Below are 25870 nucleotides of genomic sequence, written 5' to 3' on the forward strand. Positions count from 1 at the left end.
CCTATTGACGTCGGTGGGCAGCGTCGGCGGCAACAGCAACGCGTGCCCCTTTTATATCTCCACCCCCAGTTCCTGCCCGGCACGCGTCTCCCGCGAGACGTGACGAAAGGTGTTGGCCATCATGAGTAAAGTAACCACAGTATAGGGGAGCGCCCCGATAATAGTTCCTGTCTGGACGGTTCCCACAACGGTCTCGCCTCCGATAGTGAGCAGCAGGAAAGCGATCCCGGCTATTCCTGCTACTAGCGCCACTCGGAACAACCTCGACGGCTGCGCTGCGGAGGAGACGAATCCACTCAGCGCGTGGATACCGGAGTCCAGCGACGTGAGGTAGTACGTTCCCACCAGTATGGTGGCAATGAGGAGGAGCGCCAGGGCTACCGGACGGTAGGGAATCTCGCCGAGCATGACAAAGAGCCCCAGGGAGGTGTCCTGCTGCGTGGCCCGGCTGACGGCTCCCTGCCCGGCGTCGTCGTAGTAGAGCGCTGCCCCGCCCAGCAGCCCGATCCACACGACACAGACCAGGGAGGGGATGCCCAGGACCCCGACAACGAACTCGCGCAGTGAGCGCCCCCGGGAGATGCGTGCGATGAAGGAGCCGACGAAGGTGGAGAAGGCCCAGGACCAGCACCAGATGAACACCGTCCAAGTCCCGTTCCAGCTGGAGTCCCATGATTCCAGGGCGGTGGCGGCCGAGGCGGCGTCTGTCCACGTTCCCATCCACCACATGGACCACAGGTACTGCCCGGTCGTCTGGGGGAGGACGGACAACAGGTAGACCGTCGGGCCTGCGACAAGGACCCCGGCCATGAGGACGATGCTCAGCACAGAGTTGACCTCGCTGACCCTCCTCATGCCTTTCTCGACGCCCAGGTAGACGCTGAGCGCCGCCAGGAGGCCGATGACGCCGATCACGACGGTGCGCACGGCCGGGCCGGGGACGCCACCAAAGGTCTGGCCGATGCCCGAGGACAGCTGCATGGCGGCAAAGGCGAAGGAGGTGGACAGGCCGAAGACGGTGGCCAGGATGACGGTGGTCTCCACGACCACGCCGACCACGCCCCGGACGCGCTCGGGGAACATGTCGGTCACAGCGTCCCTGAACGTCATGAAGGACCCTCGGTTGTGGAACGACAGGGCCAGGCACAGGGCGACGACGCAGTAGATGGCCCACCCGTGGACCGCCCAGTGGAAGTAGGTCCAGATCAGGGCGCCGTCAGTGTCGTCAGTGCCGACCACGTCGCTGAGAGGATTGTCCGACCGGAGCAGGAGAGGCTCGGCAACGGACCAGAAGATGAGCCCGATTCCCTGCCCGCAGGCGAAGAGCATGGAGTACCAGGCAAATCGGCCGTACTCGGGTCTCGCGCCTCGGCCGCCCAGGACAATGGCCCCACGCCGTCCTGTAGCCATGTAGACGCAGAAGAGAAGGGCAAGCGTGGCCAGGACTACGAAGTACCAGGTAAAGTTGCTGGTGACCGCGGTCCTGAAGGAGCTGATGACGCTGGCTGCGGTGTCGCCGTGCGCTACGGTGAGGATAATGACCAGGCTGACAAGCAGGAGACTGACCGTCTTGACCGTCCAGTCCTCACGGCGTCGGCTTGACCCCGCTGCCAGGGGCGAGGGCCTGGAGACAGGACCGGCACTGGTGTCATTGTGGTCGTCGGTGGCGTGATGAGAGGGTGTAGTGCCCATTGGTCCCAGTCCTGTGAGTACTCGTCGTTCGGTGCAGGCAGCTGAGGCATCTGCTGGCAGCGCAGGCCCGGAGGCTAGAGGCCTAGTACCCGCGGTACCCGCACTGTGTGAACGTGTCGGCCGCAACTATATAGCAACGGGAAGAGGCGGCCCACCGCCTGTCTCAGGGCCATGGTCTACCCTGGTTGTCTGCCCCCATGGTCTGTCCAGGTAGGGCTGGCTTGACAGGCGGCGGGCCACGAGCCCCGACACCTGCGCTACACCTCCAGCCGGTTGCGGACCGCCTGGACGATACCCGGCACGATGGAGGAGGCGAGCACCCTGCCCTTCTCGGCACTGGCCTGCCGCCCGGACGACAGGCAGCCGGAGTCGGGGGTCAGGCCTGGGTCCACGGGGAGCAGGTCGTACAGGGGCAGCTGGGCGGCTGGAAGGTCCATGACCCGGTCCATGGCGACCAGGTCGGGGAAGTACTCCAGCATGAGCGAGGTCTCCATGACGCCCCCGTGCTCGACGTCCCAGCCAGGAAAGCCGTCCGGGTAGAGCCGCGAGATCACGTCGTCAGTGACGTAGTCCCAGTAGGAGAGCATCATGACCTGGACCCCGGCTCGCTGCCTGCCAAGCTCACGCAGCGCCAGGTCGACGCCCTCGTAGATGAACTGGTAGTTCTCGTAGTGCCCGTTGACAAAGGCGATACGCCGGGCACCGTGGCGCGCCAGCTCGCGTACCAGGGTCTGGCACACCGACACGACCGTGCTGGCGTCAAAGCCGAAGGACCCGATGATGTGGTTTCCACCCCCTGACCGCTGCTGGGACTTGTAGCCGGTGGTGACGGCGGGGGCGACCAGGGCGGCCCCGAGCTCCTCGGCCACGAGCTCGGTGATCCTGGTGGACAGCAGGACGTCGACGCTGATCGGCATGTGCGGTCCGTGCTGCTCCATGGCCCCGACAGGAATGAGGACCACGGGGTCCTCCTCAGCCAGGACCCGACGGTAGGTGAAGGCGTCCATCCGCGTGATGCTGTGCTCGTCAGTCATGTGTGAGAGTCCTTTTCTTGTCAGGTAGGCGGAAGGTTCGTTCCCGGTGGGCTCCCGGAAGGCAGGAGTGCTCGGCGGCGAGTGGACCGCTACCGCAGGACGCCGCCACCGGGGGCGCGGAGTCACCGCGGATGCTGGCTCAGCACTGCCGGGGCCTTCGTGACGGCGTCCTGGTCATCGTCCTCACCGGTCGCGTCATCTCGGCTGACGGCAGAGACCTCCTTGTCCTGGCCGTTGTTTCTCCTGGTGGAGAAGAGTATCTGTGACACCCCGCCCGTGATGATGAGCGCCCCACCCAGCGCCTGCATGAGGGTGAGGGGCTCGCTAAACAGCACCATGCCCAGCAGGGTCGCCATAATCGTCTCCTGGTAGGAGATAGTTGCCAGCTCCCCGGCCAGCAGGATTCGTGACGCGACGGTCAGGAAGAAGAAGGCGCCGAAGCCAGTCACGAAGGCGGCGACCACCAGGGTCAGCCATCCGCGGGTCGTCATCTCACTGAGGTCGGGGCGCATGAAGATGAGGATGACGCCCAGCGTGACGATGGCGAACGTGAAGTTGCAGTAGGAGCGGACGTCGGAGTCGACGTCGGTGCGGTAGCGGCTGAAGAACAGGAACAGGCCGTAGGCCACGCCAGAGGCCAGGGCGACGAGGTTGCCCACCATGTACTGCGGGTCAAGGCTGAGGCTGACGTCGAGCCCACCCTCGGCGGTGTAGTTGATGACACCGATGATCATAAGGCACCCCACCACCACAGCGGCAAGGGAGAAGGCGGTGGTTCTGGTGAAGGGCTCCTTGAGGAATATCGTGGCCAGGAGCGTCGAGTAGATGGGGCCGGTGTAGATGAGGAACGCCGCGTTGGACAGCGTCGTCATCTGTGTCGACATGACGTACAGCCCTGACAGGAGTCCGAGGAACACGCCGGTCAGCAGGACGGCCGGGGTGAGGCGGAACCCCTTGAACTTGTGGAACCGACGGGTGGCGACAAAGATCAGGGTCATCCCGATGAACCCTGCAAAGCTCCTGTTGAAGGAGATGAAGATACCCGGGGCCTCAATGTAGCGGGCGAACGCGCCGATGCCGCCCATGAGGCTGGAGGAAAGAAACATGAAGGCAAAGCCCTTCAGCTTTGCTTGACCCATTGAGTCCAACGTCCGCTCCTTTGCGGTTATCGCCACTGCCGCTCGGTCCTCTCGGCAGGTGGGTACTGTCTGTAGTGATGGGAAGAGCTGTGCCGGTGCGCGCCCTGGGGCGGACGGGCGGCCGGGGGCGGCGGCCTGACGGCCACCGCCCCCGGTGGTGCCGAGTCAGACGAGGGTCGGGTCCTCGATCTGGTTCGGGAAGTAGTCCTCGCAGGTGCCCTCGCGGTAGACGTCGGCGGTCGCGCAGTGCAGGCCGCCACCAAAGGCGTAGGCGTCACGGAAGGGAACCGGGATGACGTTCATGCCCAGTTTGTCCATCTGCTCCATCTGGTGGACCTCGCTGGCCTCGACGCACACGGTCTTGTGGTCGATGACCAGACAGTTCATGGACAGCCACACGGAGGAGTAGCACAGCGGCGGGGGCGTGTCGTGCGCCGGCTGGGCGGCGTCGACGATCTCCCAGTCGTTGGCCTCGAAGATCTTGCGCTGCTCCTCGGGCAGGCGGCGGTGCGGGTTGTTGATGATCAGGCCCGGCCGCAGCGGCACGAAGGTCGCGTCGATGTGGATCGGGTAGGGGTCACCAGGGAAGTTCACCGCGTGCACCCGCAGGTCGGGGTAGTAGCGCTTGAACCACTCCATGGCCTTGCGGTTGGTGGTCAGGCCGTGCTGGATGAACAGGTCCTTGCCCACACGCATGACGTCGGCGGCGTCCCACATGGGCTCCACCTCGGTGGTGACGAAGTCCTTGGCAGCGGTGCGCTCCAGGCGTTCCTCCAGCGAGATCTGCTCGTCGTAGTAGTTGTGCTTGTAGGACTTGTCGGTCAGACGCGGGCGAGGCGCCTGGGTCCACTTGAACTCCGGGTCGTTGTCGAAGTAGTCGTTCATGAGCGGCCAGTAGGCCAGGTACTCGAAGTAGCGACAGCGGAAGGAGTTCGCCGAGGACATGATCTCGTTGCCGATAGTCAGCAGGATGTCGCGCGGAGGCATCTGCGTCATACCGGACTCGGTGCGGAAGTCAGGCGTGGTGATCGCCTGGTTCCACTGCAGCGGCGTCGGCCGGTCAACCTTGACGCCCAGACCCTCAAGGATCTTGACGTAGTTGTCCAGCTGCTCGTTGGCGGCCTCGACCGTGGCGGTGGGGCGCGGCCCCCACATCCCACGCATCTCGGAGTCGATCGGAACCTTCTCAGAGGTAGCAGGCTCCTCCGGGGGGATGACGGAGAAGTCAGCGCGGCCCACGATGACGTGCTTGAGCGGGTCGAAGTCGTTCCACGAGCTGACGATCTTGGTCATTGTTGTCACTTCCTTGTGCTTGGTTCACGTTGACAGGTGGCGTGCCCGTTCCCGGAGGGCCGGGGCAAGGGCACCGTGCGTGCCATACGGTGTGGCGGGTCGGCATCGCCTCCTCTCCTGTGCGCGGCACGACTCTTGTCGGTCAGGCGGCCCGTGGCTCGTGCCTGCTCCCGTCCTGGGTGACGAGGGTTCCGGACTCGCCCGTGAGGAGCCTAGTGGCGTCCTCCAGGCGTCCGATGGCAGCCATGCCGCCGGTGGCCTCGACAAAGCGGCTCACCGCCTCAACCTTGGGGCCCATGGATCCTGCTGGCAGGCCCATGCTGCGCAGCACGTCGGGAGTGGTGCGGCTGAGGCGCTGCTGGCTGGGGGTGCCGAAGTCGGTGAGGACCCCGTCGACGTCGGTGAGGATGAGCAGCGCGTCGGCCCCCAGTGCCCGGGCGAGGACCGAGGCGGTGAGGTCCTTGTCGATGACAGCCTCGACACCGGTGAGCCTGCCCGCCTCGTCACGGACGACCGGCACACCTCCTCCTCCGGCACAGATGACCACCGTCCCGGCGTCTACCAGGGCACGGACCGTCTCGGTCTCGACGACCTCCTGGGGCTCGGGAGAGCCCACCACCCGGCGGAAGTGCTCACCGTCGGCCCGGACCTGCCAGCCGCGCTCGCGCGCCAGCCGCCTTGCGGTCGCCTCGTCGTAGACCTCTCCGACAAACTTTGTCGGACTGGCGAAGGCCGGGTCGTCGGCCCGGACACGGGTCTGGTTGACCAGGGCGGCCACCTCACGCTGCCCCAGCTCGTTGCGCAGGGCCTGGAGCAGCCAGTAGCCGATCATCCCCTGGGTCTGGGCACCGAGGGTGTCGAAGGGGTAGGGCTCGCTCAGCCGGTCGTCGTTGGCCGACTCCAGGGCCAGGACACCCACCTGGGGTCCGTTGCCGTGGGTGACGACGAGCTCGTGGTCCCTGGCCAGCCTGGCGAGCTGGCCAGCGGCGCGCTCCACGTTGGCGATCTGGATACGGGCGTCTGGTTTGTCACCACGACGCAGAAGGGCGTTACCTCCTAGTGCGGCTACGACACGCATGCTCAGTCCCACTCGCCCAGGGTCGCGACCATGACGGCCTTGATCGTGTGCATACGGTTCTCCGCCTGGTCGAAGGCCACGTTGTGCTCCGACTCGAAGACGTCGTCGGTGACCTCCAGGCCGTCCATGCCGGTCTTGACAAAGATGTCCTCGCCGACAGTGGTGTTGCGATCGTGGAAGGCCGGCAGGCAGTGGAGGAACTTCACGTCAGGGTTGCCCGTGGTCTCCACGAGCGCAGCGTTGACCTGGTAGGGCCGTAGCAGGGCGATGCGCTCGTCCCAGACCTCCTTGGCCTCGCCCATGGAGACCCACACGTCGGTGTAGAGGAAGTCCACCCCGGCCACGCCCTTGGCGACGTTGTCAGTGATGAGGATCCTCGCGCCGCTGGACTCGGCCAGGCGCTGCGCCTCGGCCACGACCTCGGGGGGTGTCTGCAGCTCGACGGGGGCCACCATGCGCACATCCATGCCGGTCAGAGCCGCAGCGACCAGGAGGGAGTTGGCGACGTTGTTGCGGGCGTCGCCCAGGTAGGCGAAGGAGATCTCCTCAATGGGCTTGCCGGAGTGCTCCAGCATGGTGAGCTGGTCGGCGAGCATCTGGGTGGGGTGCCACTCGTCGGTCAGGCCGTTCCACACCGGGACCCCGGACAGGGCGGCAAGCTGCTCGACGTGCTCCTGCTTCTTGCCGCGGAACTCGATTCCGTCGTAGAAGCGGCCGAGTACGCGGGCAGTGTCGGCGACAGACTCCTTGTGACCCATCTGGCTACCCGAGGGATCCAGGTAGGTGACCTGCGCACCCTGGTCGTAGGCGGCGACCTCGAAGGAGCAGCGGGTGCGCGTGGAGGTCTTCTCGAAGATGAGGGCGATGTTCTTGCCCACCAGGCGCCTGACCTCGCGTCCCGCCTTTTTGTCCGCCTTGAGCTGTGCGGACAGGTCGAGCAGGGACTTCCACTCCTCGGCGGTGAAGTCGAGCTCCTTGAGGAAGCTGCGGTTGTGCAGTGGGTGGTGGGTCATCACTTCTCCTTGGTGATAATAGGTGCTGCTTGGGGGAAAGAGAGCAGTGAGGGAGCGAGTATCCTAGTGAGCCCCGGCAGGTCCTGCCTAGAGAGCCGGGACCGGGTCACGCAGGACGGGGCAGCTCATGCAGTGAGGACCGCCGCGTCCCCGGCCGAGCTCGGAGCCAGGAACCGGCAGCACCTCGATCCCGTTGCTGGCGAGGTAGTCGTTGGTCGCCACGTTGCGCTCATAGGTGACGACGACACCGGGGGAGACGGCCAGGGTGTTGCAGCCGTCGTCCCACTGCTCGCGGGCAGCGGCCAGGCTGTCCTGGGGGGTGGTGAGCACCTTCAGGTCGTCCAGGCCCAGGGCCTGGGCAATGACACGGTGCATGTCCTCGGGAGCGTGACGTGTCACGCTCATTCCCGCCCCGTCGGGACGCAGGGTCACGGTGGGAAGCATTCCCAGGTCGGCGTACTTGACGAAGGTGCCGACGTCAACCATTGTCATGACGGTGTCCAGGTGCATCTGGGCCCGGTTCCTGCTCATCTCCACAGCGATCACCTGGGAGACCTCCCCGCTGGTGAACAGCCGTGAGGCCAGCCTCTCGACGCCCTGGGGACAGGTACGCTCGGAGACTCCTACGAGGACGGCGCCGTTGCCGATGACCTCGACGTCGCCTCCCTCCACGGTAGCAGGCCCCGCCGCGAGCCCCTCGGACCACACCGGGAACTCCTGGTCAGCGAAGAAGGGGTGCCATCGGTAGATGGCCTGGTAGTTGACGGTCTCACGCCGACGGGCCTGCTTGGTCATGGAGTTGATGGACACCCCGCCGTACACCCAGCAGGAGGTGTCCCTGGTAAACAGGTGGTTGGTCAGCGGAGCGAGCAGGAGGTCGTCATCCTCCAGGAGGGACAGGACCAGGGAGTCCGCGACGGGCACCCGCTCCTGGAGCTCGCGCCTGGTGGCGCCCGCGACGAGGATCTCGGCCAGCTCCGCGGCGGGCAGCCCCTGCATAAGCCCGTGCAGGGCCTCGGCGGCCCGGGGGCCGCAGGTGTTCTCGTTGAACGTGTTGGCCAGGACGAAGTCGCGGGCCTCGGCGACCTCCAGGGTCTGGGCGAGCAGGTCGCCGAGGTAGAGGACCTCGACTCCCCGGTCGGTGAGAGTGCGGGCCAGCTGGTCGTGCTCCTGCTGCGCCCTCTCCAGCCACAAGACGTCGTCAAACAGGAGACTGTCCTTGTTCTGCGGGGTCAGCCTCAGCATCTCGCGTCCCGGCCGGTGCAAGATAACCTGCCTGAGCCTGCCGATCTCGGAGTCCACAGAGAAACTCATGATTTCCTCTCTGGCACGACGGTGTGCCAAGACTGTCGGTGCGCGCCGCGCGCTGCCTGGTACCGGCTGGTACCGGCCAGCACAGCCGTGGGGCTCGCGCCTTGAAGTGGTACGAGCGTACCAGACTTTGGCGTGAAGGGCGAGTCCAGGACGCGCGGGTCTGCAGGTCGACCTGTAGGTCGACAAGCCTCGGGACCTCACAGACCTCGTAGAGTGTGACCTATGCGCGTCCTGTTCGCCGGAACCCCCGAGACAGCTCTTCCCTGCCTGCACGCCCTCCTGGACTCTGAGCACGAGGTGGTCGGGGTCCTCACCCGGCCGGACGCGCGCCGGGGACGAGGGCGGGCACGACAGCCCTCTCCCGTCGCGGCCCTGGCCCGGAAGGCGGGACTGGGTGTACGTACTCCCACCACCTTGAGGGATCCGGGCGTGGGTGAGTGGGTCCGCTCCCTGGACCTCGGGGTCGCCGTCGTGGTGGCCTACGGCCGGCTGGTGCCGCCGACGCTGCTGGAGGTGCCTGACCACGGGTGGCTCAACCTCCACTTCTCCCTGCTGCCCAGCTGGAGGGGGGCCGCTCCTGTCCAGCGTGCTGTTCTCGCAGGTGAGGAGGTCACAGGCGTCAGCGTGTTCCGGCTGGAGGAGGGGCTGGACAGCGGGCCGGTATACGCCAGGCTCCCGGAGCCGGTCGGCCCCCAGGACACCAGCGGTGACCTCCTGGGACGCCTGGCCGCCACAGGCGCCCCCCTCGTCCTCGACGTGCTGCGCTGTCTGGCAGAGGGCACGGCCCGGGCGCAGCCCCAGGACGGGTCCAGGGCCACCCTGGCTCCTGCGCTCACCGCGGAGGAGGGGCGTATCCGCTGGGCTGAGGAGGCCTCGACCGTGGCGCGCCAGGTCCGGGGCGTCACCCCGGCCCCAGGTGCCTACACCACCTTCCAGGGCAGGAGGCTGCTTCTGGGCAGCGTCGTCCCGGTACCGCCGGACACCGTCCTCCAGCCCGGTCAGCTGCGTGTCTCCAAGCACGAGGTCCTTGTCGGTACCGGTAGCTGCGCCGTGCGTCTGGGCAGGGTGGCACCAGCGGGGAGGAGCTGGATGGACGCCGAGGACTGGGCGCGAGGAGCGCGTCCGCCGCAGGGCAGTTTTCTGGGGACTGAGCCGCGCGCCGAGGACGAGGCGGTGTCGTGATGCCCGCACACAGCGGCCGTGACCTACCAGTCCCGTCCCGTGACCAGCGGGGGCAACGGCCTCGGCGCGGCGGGCCGTCCAGGGCCTCCTCGCGCAGAGACGGCACCCACGACCCGGCCGGCTTCGGCGCACCAGGACGTACACGGGGACCACGGCAGGCTGATCCCGCCCGCGCCATCGCCCTGGAGGTCCTGGCCAGGGTGCGCACCGAGGGCGCCTTCGCCAACCTCGTGCTGCCCTCCCTGGTCAAGGAGGCCCGGCTGAGCCGGCTCGACGCTGGCTTCGTCACCGCCCTGACCTACGGGACGCTACGCCTCCAAGGCCGCTACGACGCCATTATCGGCCTGTGCCTTGACCAGCCGATCGCCACGCTGGACGGCGTCGTCCTTGACGTCCTGCGCCTTGGGGCGCACCAGCTCCTGGGGATGCGCGTCCCGGCCCACGCCGCCGTGTCGACCTCGGTGGACCTGGTGGGGGGCACGTCGGGACGCCGGGCCTCGGGACTGGTCAACGCGGTGCTGCGCCGCGTGGGGCGCAGGCCCCTGGGGGAGTGGCTCGCCCGGCTGCGCCAGGACACGGACCATGACCTGGAGGCGCTGGCGGCCACCGAGTCCCACCCGCTGTGGGTTGTCAAGGCCATGCGACAGGCACTTCTTGCGCACGGCAGGTCTGCCGAGGAGCTGGGCGACCTGCTGTCGGCGGACAACCAGGACCCTGAGGTGGTGCTGTGCGCACGTCCTGGGCTCGTCTCGGTCCCCGCGCTCGTGGATGAGGCCTCCTCCGACCCCGGGCAGCGGGCGCAGGCCGGGCGTGTCAGCCCCCTGGCCGTCGTCATGGAGGGGGGAGACCCTGGGAGGGTCACCGCGGTCGCCCAGGCCCGGGCTGGCGTGGAGGACGAGGGCAGCCAGCTGGTGGCTCTCCTGCTGGCCCGGGCTGGCATTGATGGCAGTGACTCCCGTTGGCTCGACATGTGCGCCGGTCCCGGGGGCAAGGCGGCGCTGCTGGGCTCCCTGGCCGCCCAGAGCGGCGCGCACCTGGTGGCTAACGAGCCTGCCGCCCACCGGGCTGACCTGGTGCGGGACTCTATCCGCGCGCTACCACCGGGTACTGTCGAGGTCCGCAGTGGCGACGGACGCGACATCGGCAAGGAGGAGCCGGGGCACTACGACCGCGTGCTGGTTGACGCGCCGTGCTCGGGGCTGGGCTCCCTGCGGCGCCGCCCCGAGTCCCGGTGGCGGCGCACCCAGGCCGACGTGGTCGGGCTCGCCGCTCTCCAGCGCGAGCTGCTCTCCAGCGCGCTGTCTGCCGTGCGCCCCGGGGGAGTCGTCGCCTACGTCACCTGCTCTCCCCACGTGCTGGAGACGGTCCTGGTCGTCCAGGACGTCCTGCGGCACCTGGAACGGGAGGACAAGGTCGTCGAGGTCCTGCACGCCGGACGCCTCTGCGCCGAGGTCTCTCCTCATCCGCCCGCGGAGGCGTCCCGTCCGATGCTGCAGCTGTGGCCGCACCTGGACGGCACCGACGCCATGTTCTGCACCCTGCTGCGTCCGGCGGCGCCAGCCGCCTCCCCGCCCCGGCCCGGTGCCGCGGCTGCCAGTCCCTCCGCCTGACCGCGCCCAGCCTTCCGGCAGGCGACTACCCTTAGCCCAGGAGCCACGATGAGGTCACCAGCGATCCACCCCTCAATCCTCAACTGCGACATCGCCCACCTTGCCGATGAGCTGGCCCGGGTCAGCAGCGCCGACGGCGTGCACGTCGACGTCATGGACAACCACTTTGTGCCCAACCTGTCCTGGGGCATGCCTGTCGTGGAAGCGGTGCTGGCGACGACGTCGCTTCCGGTGGACGCCCACCTCATGATCGAGGACCCTGACCGCTGGGCGCCAGCCTACGCGGAGTCGGGGTGCGACGTGGTCACCGTGCACGCCGAGGCGGCGGCGGCTCCTGTGCGTCTGGCCCACGAGCTGCACCGCCTGGGCGCGCGGGCAGGGCTGGCGCTGAGGCCGGCGACCAGCGTCGAGGCCGTGGCGGACGTCGTGCAGGACTTCGACCTCCTGCTCGTTATGACCGTCGAGCCCGGTTTCGGCGGTCAGCGCTTCCTGGAGCCGATGCTGGCCAAGATCGAGCGTGCCCGTCGGCTCGTGGGCAGTGCCGGGATACGCCTCCAGGTCGACGGCGGCATCACCCCTCAGACCATCGAGCGAGCGGCCGAGGCGGGAGCGGAGGTGTTCGTGGCCGGGTCCGCGGTCTACCGGGCACAGGACGCCCAGGCGGCGATCTCCGAGCTGCGGAGCCTTGCCGGGAGGCACTGCTGCTGAGACCACGCGGTCAGTGTGCGGCCGCTTGCACGATCACTTGCGCAGCCACACAGTGCGAGCCTGATCGACCGCGACGCAGCAAGTGACTTGTGTGGTCTAAGGGGTTGGTGTGGTAGATGTGTCCAAAGGAGAGGGTGTCCGCACTCATTGTGGGAAACCTCAAGTTCGCGAGAGGGTCAGAGAGAGGCCTTTCTCGACTCTGTTGCGCCGCGCCGTGCATAGCCTCTCGCCTCCCACCCCAACACCTGCGGGCTTCTTTGTGAGGTTTCCACAAATGGATTCCGGGGGCGTCATCCCGTAACGTCTCGCCTAATAGCGCTTGCCCGACGTTCGTCGCCCTGCGTTCTCGGGTAGGCGGGCCTCGTCTGTCGGCCGCACGTCCTGCTGCTCAGGCCTCGGACGACTCGGCCTGGCTGCCTCGAGGCTGGTGGGTGTCAAGGACGCCTGCACGACCTGGACCAGGGCGGACGCGGGACAACTATGAGTTTTATGAGTTTAAGGAGGCACATCGGTGACCCTCTCCCGTATCCTTGTCGCCAACCGTGGTGAGATCGCCCTGCGTGTCGTGCGCACAGTCCGTGACCTCGGTGCGACATCCCTTCTTCCCTACACCCCTGAGGACCTCATGAGCCCGGCTGCAGAGCTCGCTGACGAGGCCTACGCCCTGCCCGAGGGGTCCTCCTACACAGATGCTGACGCGGTCCTGGAGCTGGCCCGTACCACGGGGGCGGACGCTGTCCACCCCGGATACGGGTTCCTGTCCGAGGACGCCGCCTTCGCCCGGGCCGTCATCAAGGCGGGCCTGACATGGATCGGCCCCTCGCCCACGGCGATGGAGGCGCTCGGGGACAAGATGAGTGCGCGCCAGACCGCAGAGACGGCTGCCGTCGCGCCGGTTCCTGGAGTCACGGAGCCGGTGACCGACCCGCAGGTGGTCACCCAGTTCGCCGCCCGGTATGGCTATCCCGTCGCGCTCAAGCGCACTGACGGTGGTGGCGGCCGGGGCATCACCGTCCTGCGTTCCGACGAGGAGGTGGGCTCCACGCCCGCCCTTCAGTCTGCGGCCGCAGGGAGCGCGACCCTCATTCTGGAGAAGTTTGTGGAGAAGGCGCGGCACGTCGAGACCCAGTGCGCCCGTGACGCCCACGGCGGCTTTGCTGTGGTCTCGACCCGCGACTGCACTCTCCAGCGCCGCAACCAGAAGCTTCTTGAGGAGGCTCCTGCCCCCTTCCTGCCACCGGGCCTGCACGAGCGCCTGGTTGAGGCGTCCCGCCGCCTCATGGACGCAGTGGACTACGTGGGGGTGGCTACCTGTGAGTTCCTCCTTACGCCCGAGGGCGACCTGTGGTTCCTGGAGGTCAATCCTCGTCTCCAGGTCGAGCACTGTGTCTCGGAGGAGGTCACGGGCACCGACCTGGTCGAGCTTCAGCTGCGGCTGGCCCAGGGGGAGCCCCTCGGTGAGGTTGGCACGGTTCGCGGGCACTGCCTCGAGATGCGCGTCACCTGCGAGGACCCCTCGCGAGGGCTGGCCCCCTCCACCGGGGCCATTACCCGACTGCGCTGGCCAGCGGGGCCGGGTATCAGGATCGAGTCAGGCGTGACCGAGGGAGACGTGGTCACCCCGATGTTCGATCCGATGCTCGCCAAGATCGTCGTGACCGGCTCCACCCGTGACCAGGCCCTGGCCCGGGCGCGCAGGGCGCTGCGGGAGACCGTCGTGGAGGGCGTGACCGTGTGCACGTCCCTGCACGAGGAGGTCCTCGGCCGGGAGGCCTTCACCTACCCGGACCGGGAGGGCCGCCTCGGGGTCACGACCCGGTGGATCGAGAACGAGGTGCTCCCGGCCCTGGCCCAGAACCCGCCCGCGGCGGCGGGTGTCCAGGCCGAGCCGCCCTCCTCGCCCCGGACACGTTCCCAGTACGTCATTGAGGTCAACGGCCGTCGCGTGCAGCTGACGCTGCCGGACGGGATCCTCACTGCCTCCGCACCGGGGCAGGGGGTCGGATCTCGGGGACGGCGTATGCAGCCTCTGCGCTCCCGTGGATCGGCGGGTGCTGCCCGCTCCTCCAGACCAGGGGGCGCGGGTGCTGACGCCTTGGGCTCCGAGTCGGGGTCGATCGCTGCCCCGATGCAGGCGATCGTGACCCGTATCTGCGTGGAGCCCGGTCAGCAGGTGTACGAGGGGGACCTGTTGGTGGTACTGGAGTCCATGAAGATGGAGAACTACGTCCACGCCCCCTATGACGGCGCCGTCAAGGACATTCCCGTCAGTGCGGGGCGCACCGTCTCCGCCGGGGAGGTCCTGGTCAACCTGGCTGCTGCCAGCGACAGCCCTGACAGCGCTGGCAACTCTGACAGCACCGACACCACCAGCAAGGAGGCCTGAGCCGTGACCAGCAACGCGACAGCACCGTCAACCGGTGCAGAGGCAACGGCCGCCGGGGGCGGCTCCATGGCGGACTCCGCGGTGACCACAGCGTTCCGCGAGCGTATGGCCAGGGTTGACCGCGAGGCCGAGGAGCGTGCCGCCCAGAGGCAGCACGCCAAGGGCAAGCGGACTGCGCGTGAGCGCATCGACGACCTTCTCGACGACTCCAGCTTCCTGGAGATTGGTCGCTACAGCGGCTCCGGGGCCGGTGACCATGCTCGCCCCTCAGGCGTGGTCACCGGCTTCGGACAGATCGACGGCCGCCAGGTGGCTGTCTACTCCCAGGACTTCTCCGTGTCAGGCGGTGCCCTGGGCACGGTCGAGGGGGACAAGATCGTCCGCTTGCTGGACGACGCCCTGCGGCTGCGCGTCCCCGTGATCGGCCTGATCGACTCCGGCGGTGCCAAGATCCAGGAGGGGGTGGGGGCGCTGCGCCAATACGGCCGGATCTTCAACCGGACCTGTGCCGCCTCCGGGCTCGTGCCCCAGATCAGCGTCATCCTTGGTCCGTGCGCCGGAGGCGCGGTCTACAGCCCGGCCCTGACCGACTTCGTCATCGCTACCCGCGAGGCCTCCCATATGTTCGTGACCGGACCGGACGTGGTCCGCGCCGTGACCGGGGAGTCTATCAGCGCCGAGGACCTGGGCGGAGCACGTATCCACGGCTCCGTATCGGGCGTGGTGCACTACGTGGCCGAGGACGAGGCCGACGCGCTGGGGCAGGTTCGCACCCTGCTGGCCTATCTGCCCTCCTCGGCCGAGCTGGAGGCGCCCCGCTACTCCTATGAGGAGCAGGACTCCGAGGCGGACGCTCAGGCTGCCCGGGAGGTAGGGAGCCTGGTGCCCTCCTCGACCCGGCAGGCCTATGACGTCGTCGAGGTCATCTCGGCCCTGGTCGACCACGGCGAGCTGGTCCAGGTCCAGGAGGAGTTCGCGGGCAACGTCGTGGTGGGCTTTGCCTGCTTCGGGGGACGCCCCACGGGGATCGTGGCTAACCAGCCCCTGGTGGACGCTGGGACCCTGGACGTGAACTCCTCGGAGAAGCTGGCGCGCTTCGTCCGGTTCTGTGACGCCTTCGGGCTTCCGGTGGTGACCTTTGTGGACGTGCCCGGCTACCGCCCCGGAGCCGAGCAGGAGCACGCCGGCATCATCCGCCGGGGGGCAAAGGTCATCAACGCCTACGCCACCGCTACCGTCCCCCTGGTCACGGTGGTCCTGCGCAAGGCCTACGGCGGTGCCTACATCGTCATGGGCTCCAAGGCGATCGGAGCGGACCTCAACTTCTGCTGGCCCGGTGCCGAGATCGCGGTACTGGGTGCGGCCGGGGCCGTCGGCATCATCCACCGCAGAGACCTCGCGCGTGTGCGACAGGAGCAGGGCGAGGAGGCTGCCGCCGCCGAGCAGGAGCGTCTGACCACCGAGTACACCGAGTCGGTCATCAACCCTGACAAGGCAGTCGCTATCGGTGAGATCGACGCCGTGATCGCCCCGGAGGACACCCGGACGGTTATTGTTGACTCCCTGGCGGCGCTGAGTGCCAAGAACGAGGCGAGACCCGCTTCTCCCAAGAAGCATGACAATGTGCCCCTCTAGCACCGTGCACCTCGAGGGGGCCTGTCAGGCTTGCCCGCACATCCCCCGTACTACCGCTCAGGACGGACTTATGACCAGCAGCACCTAGGATCAGGGAGATCCTCCTGCACGGTTGTGGTGACCCAGTGACACGTGGGTCACCACAACCGTGCCCCGACCAGCCCGCATGGCCTCCCGAAGCCAGTACCGACACACTGAAGAAGGACCCGACGATCGTGCACACGACCGCGCACACAGCACCGACCACGTCCAACGCCTCCGTCGCAGACAGGCTGGGCTCCGCAGCAGAGCCCTTCGTCGTCACCTTTGGCGGCCAGGCGACTCCCTGGCGATCCACCCTGGAGGACCTTGTCGGCCTGGACCGTCAACTGGCTGCCACACTGACGGCGGTGGACGACGCCGTGGCGACCTGCCTGGCACCGGTGGCCACCGACCTGCTCACTGTCACCCCGCGCGGTGCCCGTCTCCTGGACGAGGCAGGCTCTCCTGTCGCCCCGGAGCGACGCTCCAAGGCCGACAGTGCTGACGTCTCCGTGCCGGGCATCCTCATGGCCCAGCACGCAGTCCTGGCCTCCTTGCCAGCCGCAGGCGTGAACCTGCTTGCAGTTCCCCCTGCTGCCGCCCTGGGCCACTCCCAGGGGGTGCTGGCGGTCGCCCTCCTGGAGGCGATGCAGCAGGTCGGTGAGGGGAGCGGACGGGATGAGTCCCATCAGGCGGTCGTGCAGGTGCATGCTCTCGCCAGGCTCATCGGGGCCGCCGCCGCCCGGGTGACGCGGCGCCTTGACCTGGGGACCGTGGGGGAGTCCACCCCGATGCTCTCGGTGCGTGGGGTACCCCGAAAGCTGCTGGACAGCGTCCTGGAGGGGATCTCCGGCTCGGAGCGGATCGCCGTCGGGGTGACCAACGGCCCCCAGGCCCACATCCTGTCGGGGCGGCCCGCCGATCTGGAGCGGGTGGTCACCGCCCTGGAAGCCGCAGCCGAGCGCAGCGCCACGGCACGTCGGGAGCGTCGTCGCGGCGGCGCTGTACTCAGCCCGGTGACCGAGTTCCTGGCGACATCGGTCCCCTTCCACACCCCGCTGCTGGCTTCCGCCGTCGACGACGTCGTCGCGTGGGCCGACGCCTGCGGGCTGGACCAGGCCCTGGCCCGTGACCTGGCCCAGGCAGTGCTGACCGACCCGGTTGACTGGCCCGCCCTCGTCTCGAGCGCCCTGGAGCCTGGCGAGGGGGGCCAGAGAGTGCGTACCGTGCTGGACCTGGGACCCGGTCACGTCACTGTGCGTCTGACTGAGAGGGTCGTCGCTGGCACTGGGACCACCGTGGTGGCTGCGGGGACGGCCAAGGACATCGACAACCTGGACCGGGCCGGAGCCGCTCCCGCACCGAGCGTGGACCGCTCCCGCTTCGCCCCGCGGCTGACCCGGCTGCCTGACGGCCGCCTCACGCTGGATACCGCCTTCACGAGGCTGACCGGCCGCAGCGCCGTGCTCCTGGCTGGGATGACCCCCACCACCGTGGATCCTGCCATCGTCGCGGCGGCAGCCAACGCGGGCTACTGGGCGGAGCTGGCCGGCGGCGGCCAGGCCACCGCCACGGTCCTGGCCGACAACCTGTCGGGCCTGGAGCAGGCCCTGGAGCCGGGGCGGACCGCTGCGTTCAACGCGATGTTCATGGACCGCTACCTGTGGAACCTGCACCTGGGGAGCCAGCGGCTGCTGTCCAAGGCCCGTGCCGGGGGCGCCCCGGTGGACGGCATTGTCATCTCCGCCGGGATCCCCGAGATGGAGGAGGCGACCGCACTGCTGGAGCGCCTCCACGGCGAGGGCTTCCCTTACGTGGCCTTCAAGCCGGGAACCGTCGACCAGATCCGGCAGGTTCTGGCCATCGCCCAGGCCGTCCCGCAGTCCCCGATCATCATGCAGGTCGAGGACGGCCACGCCGGGGGCCACCACTCGTGGGAGGACCTGGACACGATGCTCCTGGCCACCTACGACGCCATCCGGGCCGTGAGCAACGTGGTCCTCGTCGTCGGTGGCGGTATCGGCACCCCGTCCAGGGCCGCTGACTACCTCACCGGGCGCTGGGCCCTGGCCTATGGCACGGCCGCCGCCCCCGTGGACGGGGTCATGGTCGGCACGGCTGCCATGACCTGCCTGGAGGCGCGGACCAACGACGACGTTAAGCAGCTCCTCGTCGACACTCCCGGGATCCCGGAGGACTCCGGAGTCGAGGGAGGCTGGGTCGCTTCGGGCGACTCCGTGGGGGGGATGACCTCGGGCCTGTCCCACCTGCGCGCCGACCTCTACGAGATCGACAACTCCTCCGCCCGCGCCTCGCGACTCATCCAGGAGCTGGCCGGGGACGAGGAGGCCATGGCGCGGCGTCGCGAGGAGATGATCACCGCGCTGTCCAAGACGGCCAAGCCCTACTTCGGTGACGTCGAGGAGCTGACCTACCTGGAGTGGGCCTGCCGGTACGCCGAGCTGTGCGTGTCACCGCACGAGGGACGCTCAGCCACCCTGGAGGACTGGGCTGACGAGGGCTGGTACGACCGCTTCCTCGACCTGCTTCACCGCATCGAGGCCCGTCTTGTTCAGGCCGACCATGGCGAGGTCCCCACCCTGTTCGCCGGGTACGACGACGTCATCGACGCCGACACCGCCCTGGCCGCCTTGGCCCAGCGCTACCCGGCTGCTGCCACGACCCGGGTGGAGCCGGTCGACGCCGCCTGGTTTGTCGACCTGTGCCGTAAGCACCCCAAGCCGGTCCCCTTTGTTCCGGTCCTGGACGCCGACATCCTGCGGTGGTGGGGCACCGACTCCCTGTGGCAGTCCCAGGACCCCCGCTACACGGCCGACCAGGTCCGTATCATCCCTGGACCTGTGGCCGTCGCGGGTATCACGACTATCAACGAGCCGGTTGGCGACCTGCTGGGACGGTTCGAGGCTGCGGCTGTGGAGGCACTGCAGGCTGCCGACGCGACGCAGCAGGAGGCTGCTGGGCGCCTGGGTGCCGGCAGCAGGGCTGAGGTCATGACCTCCTCACCGGTTACCGACGCCACCGAGCTGGTCCGTGCGACCCCGCACGTGCTGTGGAACGGGCACCTCACCGTCAACCCGGCCACGGTGCTGGCTGAGGACGCCTACACCGTCATAGCCCGTCCGGACCTGGCTGAGGACGCCTACGACCTTGACATCCGCCTGGACACCCACTGGGACTCCACCCCTGGCGGGGACGCCGTGCACGCGGTACGTCGACTCGTCGTCCCGCTGCGTCTGGCCCGGGCGTGGGACGGTGCCGCGCCCCTGGTGGACCCCGAGCGAATCTCGGAGACCATGAACGACCTGTTGCGCGCCACGGCCGGCGTGGGCGCGGTCTCTGTCACCGGTGACCACGTGGACCACCTGCCTGAGGTTCGCCCGGCCGTGCCGGGGGCCACCGACGCCCTGGGACGCCCGGTAACGCAAGACTTCGGGACCATCCACGGCTCCTTCACCCTGGCTGCGGCCCTGGGGCACGACCACGCCTCGGTCACCGCTGACGCGCTACCAGCAGACCTGTCCGCGGCACCACTGGTACCCGACGCCCTCCTGGGGCCCTGCTGGCCTGTCGTCTACGCCGCGCTGGGGTCGGTGGTCGAGGACGGCATGCCCCTCATCGAGGGCCTTCTCGGCGCGGTTCACCTCGACCACACGGTGGATCTTCGCCTTACCTTGGGCCAGCTGGCCCAGGCCGCCTCTACCAGCCCGACTATCAACGTCACCGGATGGGTCGACGCCCTGGAGGACTCCAGCGCCGGACGGGTGGTGGACGTGCGCCTGGAGCTGGTCGACGCCTCCGACGGCACCCTCGTGGCGCTCATGCGGGAGCGATTCGCGGTCCGCGGCCGGGCCTCGGGAACTGACATCCCCACTGCTCCGGATCCCGCTGGTGGCACCGGGCGTCCCACCGCTCCCGCCGCTCGCCGTATCCTGCGCCGTGCCACGGTGACCGCACCTGCGGACATGACGGCCTTCGCCCGGGTGACCGGCGACTTCAACCCGATCCACACCTCCTACAACGCCGCCAGGGTGGCGGGTATGGACGCGCCTCTCGTCCACGGCATGTGGCTGTCCGCCACCGCCCAGCAGGTAGCGGCCGCCACCGCCGTTGACGGGACGCACCACGTCCTGGCGGGGTGGACCTACGTCATGACCGGCCCGGTCGACCTCCTGGACGAGGTCGAGGTCACCGTGGAGCGCACCGGCCTGGTGGTTGGCGGTGGCTACGTCCTGGAGGCGGTCTGCCGCGTCCGCGGAGAGGTCGTCTCGCGCGGCACGGCCGTGACCGTTCCTGAGCCGACCGCCTACGTCTACCCTGGGCAGGGCATCCAGGCCACCGGCATGGGACTGGACGAGCGCAACTCCTCCAGGGCCGCCCGCGAGGTCTGGGATAGGGCTGACGCCCACACCCGTGCCGAGCTCGGCTTCTCCGTCATCAACCTGGTGCGGGACAACCCCACGGAGATGACCGCCCGGGGGACGACCTACCGCCACCCCGAGGGACTGCTCAACCTCACCCAGTTCACCCAGGTAGCCCTGGCTGTCGTGGCCATGGCGACTACCGCGCGTCTGGCCGAGGCCGGAGCCCTCGTGGAGGGTGCGGCCTTCGCCGGCCACTCGCTGGGGGAGTACACGGCGCTGAGCTCCTACGGGCGTGTCATGCCGGTGGAGACCACGATCTCCATCGTCTTCCAGCGCGGCTCTACCATGCACTCCCTCGTCCCCAGGGACGAGGAGGGCGCCTCTAACTACCGGATGGGTGCGCTGCGGCCCAACCAGGCTGGGATCAGGGCCGACGAGGTCGAGGACTATGTCGCCTCGATCTCCCGGGAGACGGGGGAGTTCCTCCAGATCGTCAACTACAACCTGGCGGGCGTGCAGTACGCGGTCGCGGGCACGATCAAGGGCCTGGACGCGCTGGCTGCGGACTCCAGGTCCAGGGCCGCGGCCCGGGGTGGCAAGAACCCCTTCATGTTCGTGCCCGGCATCGACGTGCCCTTCCACTCCGAGGTGCTGCGCCCCGGCGTACCGGAGTTCCGTGAGCGGCTCCTGGAGCTGGTCCCCACCGACCTGGACGTCGAACGACTCGTGGGCCACTACGTGCCCAACCTAGTGGCTCAGCCCTTCGCCCTGACCCAGGACTTCGCCCGCTCGATCCTGGAGGTGGTGCCCTCCCAGCCTGTTGAGGACGCCTTGGCGGACTGGGACTCGTGGGCGTCACGCCCCGCTCAGCTGGCCCGTCTGCTGCTGGTGGAGCTCCTGGCCTGGCAGTTCGCCTCACCGGTACGCTGGATCGAGACCCAGGACGTGCTGCTGTCCTCCCCCCAAGAGGGTGGGCTGGGTACCGAGCACCTTATCGAGGTCGGCCTGGCCAACTCACCGACCCTGGCCAACCTGGCGACCAACACCCTGCGCCTGCCCCAGCACGCGGGCCGCCACGTCACCGTGCACAACGTGCGGCGTGACGAGGCCAGGGTTCTGGCCACCGACACCGACCCCGCCGTGGACCTCGGCACCACCGAGACGGAGGAGCCCGGTACCGCTGAGGCCTCCCAGTCCTCCGTCGAGTCCGCTGACAAGGCTGCGGAGCCTGCTGACGCGCCACAGCCCGCGCAGGGAGGGCCGGTGCCCGCCGCGCAGCCAGCGCCGTCGGCCCATCCAGCACCTGCTGCCTCTGGTCCGGCGGAGGACCTCCCCTTCACCGCCACCGACGCGCTGACCGTGCTCCTGGCCCATGCCGCCCGGATCCTGCCCGCCCAGATCGGCGCGACGGACACCACCGAGACGCTGACCAACGGGGTCTCCTCGCGGCGCAACCAGCTGCTCATGGACCTGGGCACCGAGTTGGAGCTAGCCTCCATCGACGGCGCTGCCGACGCCGACATGACGGCGCTGGCCAGCACGGTCGCCAAGGGGGCTCCCGGCTACAAGGCATTCGGCCCGGTGCTCACCGAGGCGATCCGCTCGGGCCTGTCGCGGATCCTGGGACCCTCGGGCGTGCGCGCCTCCCGCGTAGCCGACCGGGTTACCTCCACCTGGGGGCTGGGACCCGGCTGGGTCTCCCATGTCACCGCCGCGATCTTCCTGGGGACCCGGGAGGGCGCCTCCATAAGGGGCGGGGACCTGGCTGCACTGGGCTCCTCCGCACCCCTGACCTCGGCCTCCGCAGTGGACGCGCTCATTGACTCCGCCGTGCAGGCGGTCGCCAGCGACCACAGTGTCACCGTGTCCATGCCCAGCGCTGGCGGTGCCGGTGGTGGGGCCGTCGTGGACTCTGCCGCCCTGGACGCCTTCGCCGCCACGGTGACCGGGGAGGAGGGCGTCCTGGCTACGACCGCGCGCACCCTCCTGGACGCCCTGGGACTGGCGGACAAGACCGGTGTACCAGCCGACGCCGGTGACGAGGAGGCCCGCACCAGGGCTGCCCTGGAGGCGCTGGACGCCGAGCTCGGCTCGGGCTGGGTGAACTCCGTGACCCCGGCCTTCACACCTGAACAGGCCGTGCTCATTGACGACCGCTGGGCCACTGCCCGTGAGGACCTTGCCCGCCTGGGCTCGGGGGAGACCGACCTGGAGGCCGCCCGCGCCACCCTGGCACCTGGACGCTACACCGGCCTGGGCCAGGCCGTGGCCGACCAGGCGGCCTGGTGGGCCCGCACCCTGCGGGACACGGACCTGCCCGACCGTGCTGAGCGCGCCGCTCTTGCCGAAGCCATCAGCCAGGCGGCCGCGACCCGCCCGCAGCCCCAGGACCCCACGGTCCGGTGGGCGCAGGACGTCGCCGTGGTCACCGGCGTGGCACCGGGCTCCATCGCGGCGGCCGTCGTGGGCGAGCTGCTGGCCGGAGGCGCGACCGTGGTCGCTACCAGCTCACGGCTGACCCATGAGCGTCTCACTTTCGTGACCTCGCTCTACCGTGACCACGCGGTGGCTGGTGCCCGGCTGTGGATGGTTCCCGCGAACCTGTCCTCCTACCGGGACGTGGACGCCCTGGCCCAGTGGATCGGTAACGAGCAGGTGGTCACCTCCGGCGGGAGCACGACTGTCGTCAAGGAGGCCCTGGTCCCCACCCTCCTGTTCCCCTTCGCCGCACCACGGGTGACCGGGACCCTGGCTGACGCTGGTCCCGGGGCGGAGTCCCAGACCCGGCTGCTGCTGTGGAGCGTGGAGCGCACCATCGCCGCACTCAGCGCCATCGGTACCGACACCCACGTGGACCACCGTCTGCACGTGGTCCTGCCCGGCTCCCCCAACCGTGGCACCTTCGGTGGAGACGGCGCCTACGGCGAGGTCAAGGCCGCGCTGGACGCCGTGGTCAACCGCTGGTCCTCCGAGCGGGCCTGGTCCCAGCGGGTCACGTTGGCCCACCCGCGTATCGGGTGGGTGCGTGGCACCGGACTCATGGGCGGCAACGACCCACTGGTGGCCGCCGTGGAGGCCACTGGTGTGCGCACCTGGTCCACCCAGGAGATGGCGGCCGAGCTGACCGGCCTGTGCAGCCCGGAGGTCCGGGCCCAGGCCGCCACGGCCCCGGTTCTGGCCGACCTGACTGGTGGGATGGGTGACGACCTCGACCTGGTGGCGCTGCGTGAGGCCGCAGCCGCCCAGGCGGAGGCGCCCGCCCCGCCTGACGAGGTGGCCGCGACGATCAAGGCCCTGCCCACGCCCGTGGTACCCACCCAGCCCACCGCGCCGGACTGGGGGGAGGTGGACACCGACCTGGAGGACATGGTCGTCGTGGTCTCCACCGGTGAGGTCTCCACCTGGGGGTCTGCCCGGACGCGTCGCGAGGCCGAGCTGGGGATGACCGGGGGCGAGGACGTCGAGCTGACCGCTGCGGGTGTTCTTGAGCTCGCCTGGGGGATGGGCCTGCTCACCTGGCAGGACAGTCCCAGGGCCGGCTGGTACGACACCGAGGGCGAGATGGTCGAGGAGTCCGACGTCCTGGAGCGCTACCGTGACGAGGTCGTGGCCCGCTGCGGTATCCGCGAGTTCGTCGACGACGGTGTTATCGCGCCGGTGGCCGACGAGGAGGTGGCTGTCTACCTGGACCACGACATCACCCTGAGCGTTCCCGACGAGGCCACCGCCCGCACGATCGAGGACTCCGACCCCGAGCACACCCTGGTGGCACCCGACCCCGAAACGGGGGAGTGGACGGTGACCCGCCTGGTGGGCTCCTTGGCACGTGTGCCCCGCAGGGCCGCGCTGTCACGCACGGTGGGAGGCCAGTTCCCGCGCGACTTTGACCCGCAGCGGTGGGGCATCCCCGCCTCCATGGTCCAGGGCATGGACATCATGGCCTCGTGGAACCTGGTGACGGCGGTGGACGCCTTCCTGTCGGCGGGCTTCACTCCCGCCGAGCTGCTGGCCGCGGTACACCCCTCGGACGTCGCCTCCACACAGGGCACCGGGTTCGGCGGGATGGAGTCTATGCGCAAGATGTTCGTGGGCCGTCTCCTGGGTGAGGAGCGTCCCAGCGACATCCTCCAGGAGGCGCTGCCCAACGTGGTGGCCGCGCATGTTATGCAGTCCTACGTGGGCGGCTACGGCTCCATGGTCCAGCCGGTCTCGGCCTGCGCTACCGCGGCTGTGTCTATCGAGGAGGGGTGGGACAAGATCGCCCTGGGCAAGGCCGACGTGGTCGTGGCGGGAGCCATCGACGACATCTCCATCGAGTCGGTGGTGGGCTTCGGCAACATGAGTGCTACGGCAGAAGCCGCCGCGATGCGCGCCAAGGGGATCTCCGACCGACACTTCTCCCGGGCCAACGACCGCCGCCGTGGCGGCTTCGTGGAGGCCGAGGGCGGAGGCACCGTCATCCTGGCACGCGGGTCCGTCGCGGCCCGCCTGGGCCTGCCCGTGGCCGGTGTGGTCGGTTTCGTCTCCTCCTACGCCGACGGATTCCATACCTCGATCCCCGCCCCCGGGCTGGGGGCACTGGGTGCGGGCCGTGGAGGCCCAGGCTCCCGTCTGGCCCGGGCGCTGACAGCCCTAGGCGTCGAGGCCGACGACATCGCCGTGGTCTCCAAGCACGACACCTCCACCAGTGCCAACGACCCCAACGAGTCCGACCTTCACACCCGGCTGGCTCGGGCACTGGGACGCAGCGAGGGCAACCCGCTGGTAGCGGTCTCCCAGAAGACCATCACCGGTCACGCCAAGGGAGGGGCCGCTGTCTTCCAGGTCTCCGGCCTGACGGAGATCCTCGCCACCGGGGTGGCACCGGGCAACGCCTCCCTGGATGTCGTGGACGCTCCGCTGCAGCGCGACGTCTTCTGGGTGTGGCCGCGCACCCCGATCCGCCTGGCGGGCCGGGGTGGGGAGTCTGGCCGGGTCCCGGGTGCGGGACCGGTGCGTGCCGGCCTGCTGACCTCGCTGGGCTTCGGGCACGTCTCCGGGCTCGTCGCCCTGGTCCACCCCGGAGCCTTCGAGGCCGCACTGCGCCAGGAGGGCGGCCAGGAGGCGGTGGAGGCCTGGCTGGCCTCAGCCAACGCCAGGCTGGCTGCGGGAACCAGGCGCCGCCGTGCCGGGATGATCGGCCGGGCGCCGCTGTTCGAGCCGGTGCAGGGTCGTCGTCTGGGTGAGCAGACCAAGCAGCGTGACCCCCACGAGGTCGAGGCTGCCATGCTGCTTGACTCGCAGGCCCGGCTCGACGCCGACGGTATCTACCACGCCGGTGAGACCGCGGGCGAGCAGGACTGAGCCCCCAGGGGCCTGACCGGCCCGCGTATCGGGCAAGCAC

The 25870-nt window shown here is 69.1% G+C and carries 13 protein-coding genes; 6 read left to right on the top strand and 7 right to left on the bottom strand.

The genetic code is table 11. The annotated features are described in order from the left end of the window. Nucleotides 1-51 precede the first annotated feature (51 nt). The 7 genes from D4740_RS00745 to D4740_RS00775 form a co-directional block, all read right to left on the bottom strand. The gene (locus D4740_RS00745; protein ID WP_119835030.1) at nucleotides 52-1692 is read right to left on the bottom strand and encodes a BCCT family transporter; all 1641 of its coding nucleotides are present in this window, start codon (nucleotides 1690-1692) and stop codon (nucleotides 52-54) included. 257 nt (nucleotides 1693-1949) lie between these two features. Continuing rightward, nucleotides 1950-2726, bottom strand: a complete 777-nt coding sequence (locus D4740_RS00750) for a creatininase (protein ID WP_119835031.1) — start codon at nucleotides 2724-2726, stop codon at nucleotides 1950-1952. A gap of 122 nt (nucleotides 2727-2848) precedes the next feature. Then, nucleotides 2849-3865 (bottom strand): DMT family transporter, encoded by a 1017-nt coding sequence (locus D4740_RS00755; RefSeq protein ID WP_259390573.1) that lies wholly within the window; start codon nucleotides 3863-3865, stop codon nucleotides 2849-2851. A gap of 165 nt (nucleotides 3866-4030) precedes the next feature. After that, nucleotides 4031-5158, bottom strand: coding sequence for a serine/threonine protein kinase (locus tag D4740_RS00760; protein WP_119835032.1), 1128 nt, complete (start codon nucleotides 5156-5158; stop codon nucleotides 4031-4033). A gap of 142 nt (nucleotides 5159-5300) precedes the next feature. After that, on the bottom strand, nucleotides 5301-6236 hold the full coding sequence (gene arcC / locus D4740_RS00765) for a carbamate kinase (RefSeq protein WP_119835033.1): 936 nt from the start codon (nucleotides 6234-6236) through the stop codon (nucleotides 5301-5303). A gap of 2 nt (nucleotides 6237-6238) precedes the next feature. Further along, nucleotides 6239-7249, bottom strand: coding sequence for an ornithine carbamoyltransferase (gene argF / locus D4740_RS00770; RefSeq protein WP_119835034.1), 1011 nt, complete (start codon nucleotides 7247-7249; stop codon nucleotides 6239-6241). 87 nt (nucleotides 7250-7336) lie between these two features. Beyond that, the gene (locus D4740_RS00775) at nucleotides 7337-8563 is read right to left on the bottom strand and encodes an arginine deiminase (RefSeq protein ID WP_119835035.1); all 1227 of its coding nucleotides are present in this window, start codon (nucleotides 8561-8563) and stop codon (nucleotides 7337-7339) included. Nucleotides 8564-8785: 222 nt separating this feature from the next. Here D4740_RS00775 and fmt point away from each other — a divergent pair, with 222 nt between their 5' ends. From fmt to D4740_RS00805, 6 genes are all read left to right on the top strand, one after another. Then, the gene (gene fmt / locus D4740_RS00780; RefSeq protein WP_119835036.1) at nucleotides 8786-9745 is read left to right on the top strand and encodes a methionyl-tRNA formyltransferase; all 960 of its coding nucleotides are present in this window, start codon (nucleotides 8786-8788) and stop codon (nucleotides 9743-9745) included. Next, on the top strand, nucleotides 9745-11355 hold the full coding sequence (locus D4740_RS00785; protein ID WP_119835037.1) for an RsmB/NOP family class I SAM-dependent RNA methyltransferase: 1611 nt from the start codon (nucleotides 9745-9747) through the stop codon (nucleotides 11353-11355). Before fmt ends, D4740_RS00785 begins: the two co-directional genes overlap by 1 nt. 48 nt (nucleotides 11356-11403) lie before the next feature. After that, nucleotides 11404-12063 carry a ribulose-phosphate 3-epimerase gene (rpe, locus tag D4740_RS00790; RefSeq protein WP_119835038.1) on the top strand — a complete coding sequence of 220 codons (660 nt, stop codon included), beginning with the start codon at nucleotides 11404-11406 and terminating at the stop codon, nucleotides 12061-12063. A 511-nt stretch (nucleotides 12064-12574) separates the two neighbouring features. Continuing rightward, nucleotides 12575-14449, top strand: a complete 1875-nt coding sequence (locus tag D4740_RS00795) for a biotin carboxylase N-terminal domain-containing protein (protein ID WP_119835039.1) — start codon at nucleotides 12575-12577, stop codon at nucleotides 14447-14449. A gap of 66 nt (nucleotides 14450-14515) precedes the next feature. Further along, nucleotides 14516-16084, top strand: coding sequence for an acyl-CoA carboxylase subunit beta (locus D4740_RS00800; RefSeq protein WP_119835236.1), 1569 nt, complete (start codon nucleotides 14516-14518; stop codon nucleotides 16082-16084). A 215-nt stretch (nucleotides 16085-16299) separates the two neighbouring features. Further along, nucleotides 16300-25830, top strand: a complete 9531-nt coding sequence (locus D4740_RS00805) for a type I polyketide synthase (protein WP_119835040.1) — start codon at nucleotides 16300-16302, stop codon at nucleotides 25828-25830. Nucleotides 25831-25870: the final 40 nt, after the last annotated feature.

This window comes from Actinomyces sp. 2119 (assembly GCF_003591215.1).
GTDB lineage: Bacteria > Actinomycetota > Actinomycetes > Actinomycetales > Actinomycetaceae > Actinomyces > Actinomyces lilanjuaniae.

Excerpts from the sequence above, each read along its gene's own strand:
- arcC (WP_119835033.1), bottom strand. The coding sequence starts at position 6,236 with ATGCGTGTCGTAGCCGCACTAGGAGGTAACGCCCTTCTGCGTCGTGGT.
- D4740_RS00760 (WP_119835032.1), bottom strand. The coding sequence starts at position 5,158 with ATGACCAAGATCGTCAGCTCGTGGAACGACTTCGACCCGCTCAAGCAC.
- D4740_RS00745 (WP_119835030.1), bottom strand. The coding sequence starts at position 1,692 with ATGGGCACTACACCCTCTCATCACGCCACCGACGACCACAATGACACC.
- D4740_RS00775 (WP_119835035.1), bottom strand. The coding sequence starts at position 8,563 with ATGAGTTTCTCTGTGGACTCCGAGATCGGCAGGCTCAGGCAGGTTATC.
- D4740_RS00800 (WP_119835236.1), top strand. The coding sequence starts at position 14,516 with ATGGCGGACTCCGCGGTGACCACAGCGTTCCGCGAGCGTATGGCCAGG.
- fmt (WP_119835036.1), top strand. The coding sequence starts at position 8,786 with ATGCGCGTCCTGTTCGCCGGAACCCCCGAGACAGCTCTTCCCTGCCTG.
- argF (WP_119835034.1), bottom strand. The coding sequence starts at position 7,249 with ATGACCCACCACCCACTGCACAACCGCAGCTTCCTCAAGGAGCTCGAC.
- D4740_RS00750 (WP_119835031.1), bottom strand. The coding sequence starts at position 2,726 with ATGACTGACGAGCACAGCATCACGCGGATGGACGCCTTCACCTACCGT.
- rpe (WP_119835038.1), top strand. The coding sequence starts at position 11,404 with ATGAGGTCACCAGCGATCCACCCCTCAATCCTCAACTGCGACATCGCC.
- D4740_RS00785 (WP_119835037.1), top strand. The coding sequence starts at position 9,745 with ATGCCCGCACACAGCGGCCGTGACCTACCAGTCCCGTCCCGTGACCAG.
- D4740_RS00755 (WP_259390573.1), bottom strand. The coding sequence starts at position 3,865 with ATGGGTCAAGCAAAGCTGAAGGGCTTTGCCTTCATGTTTCTTTCCTCC.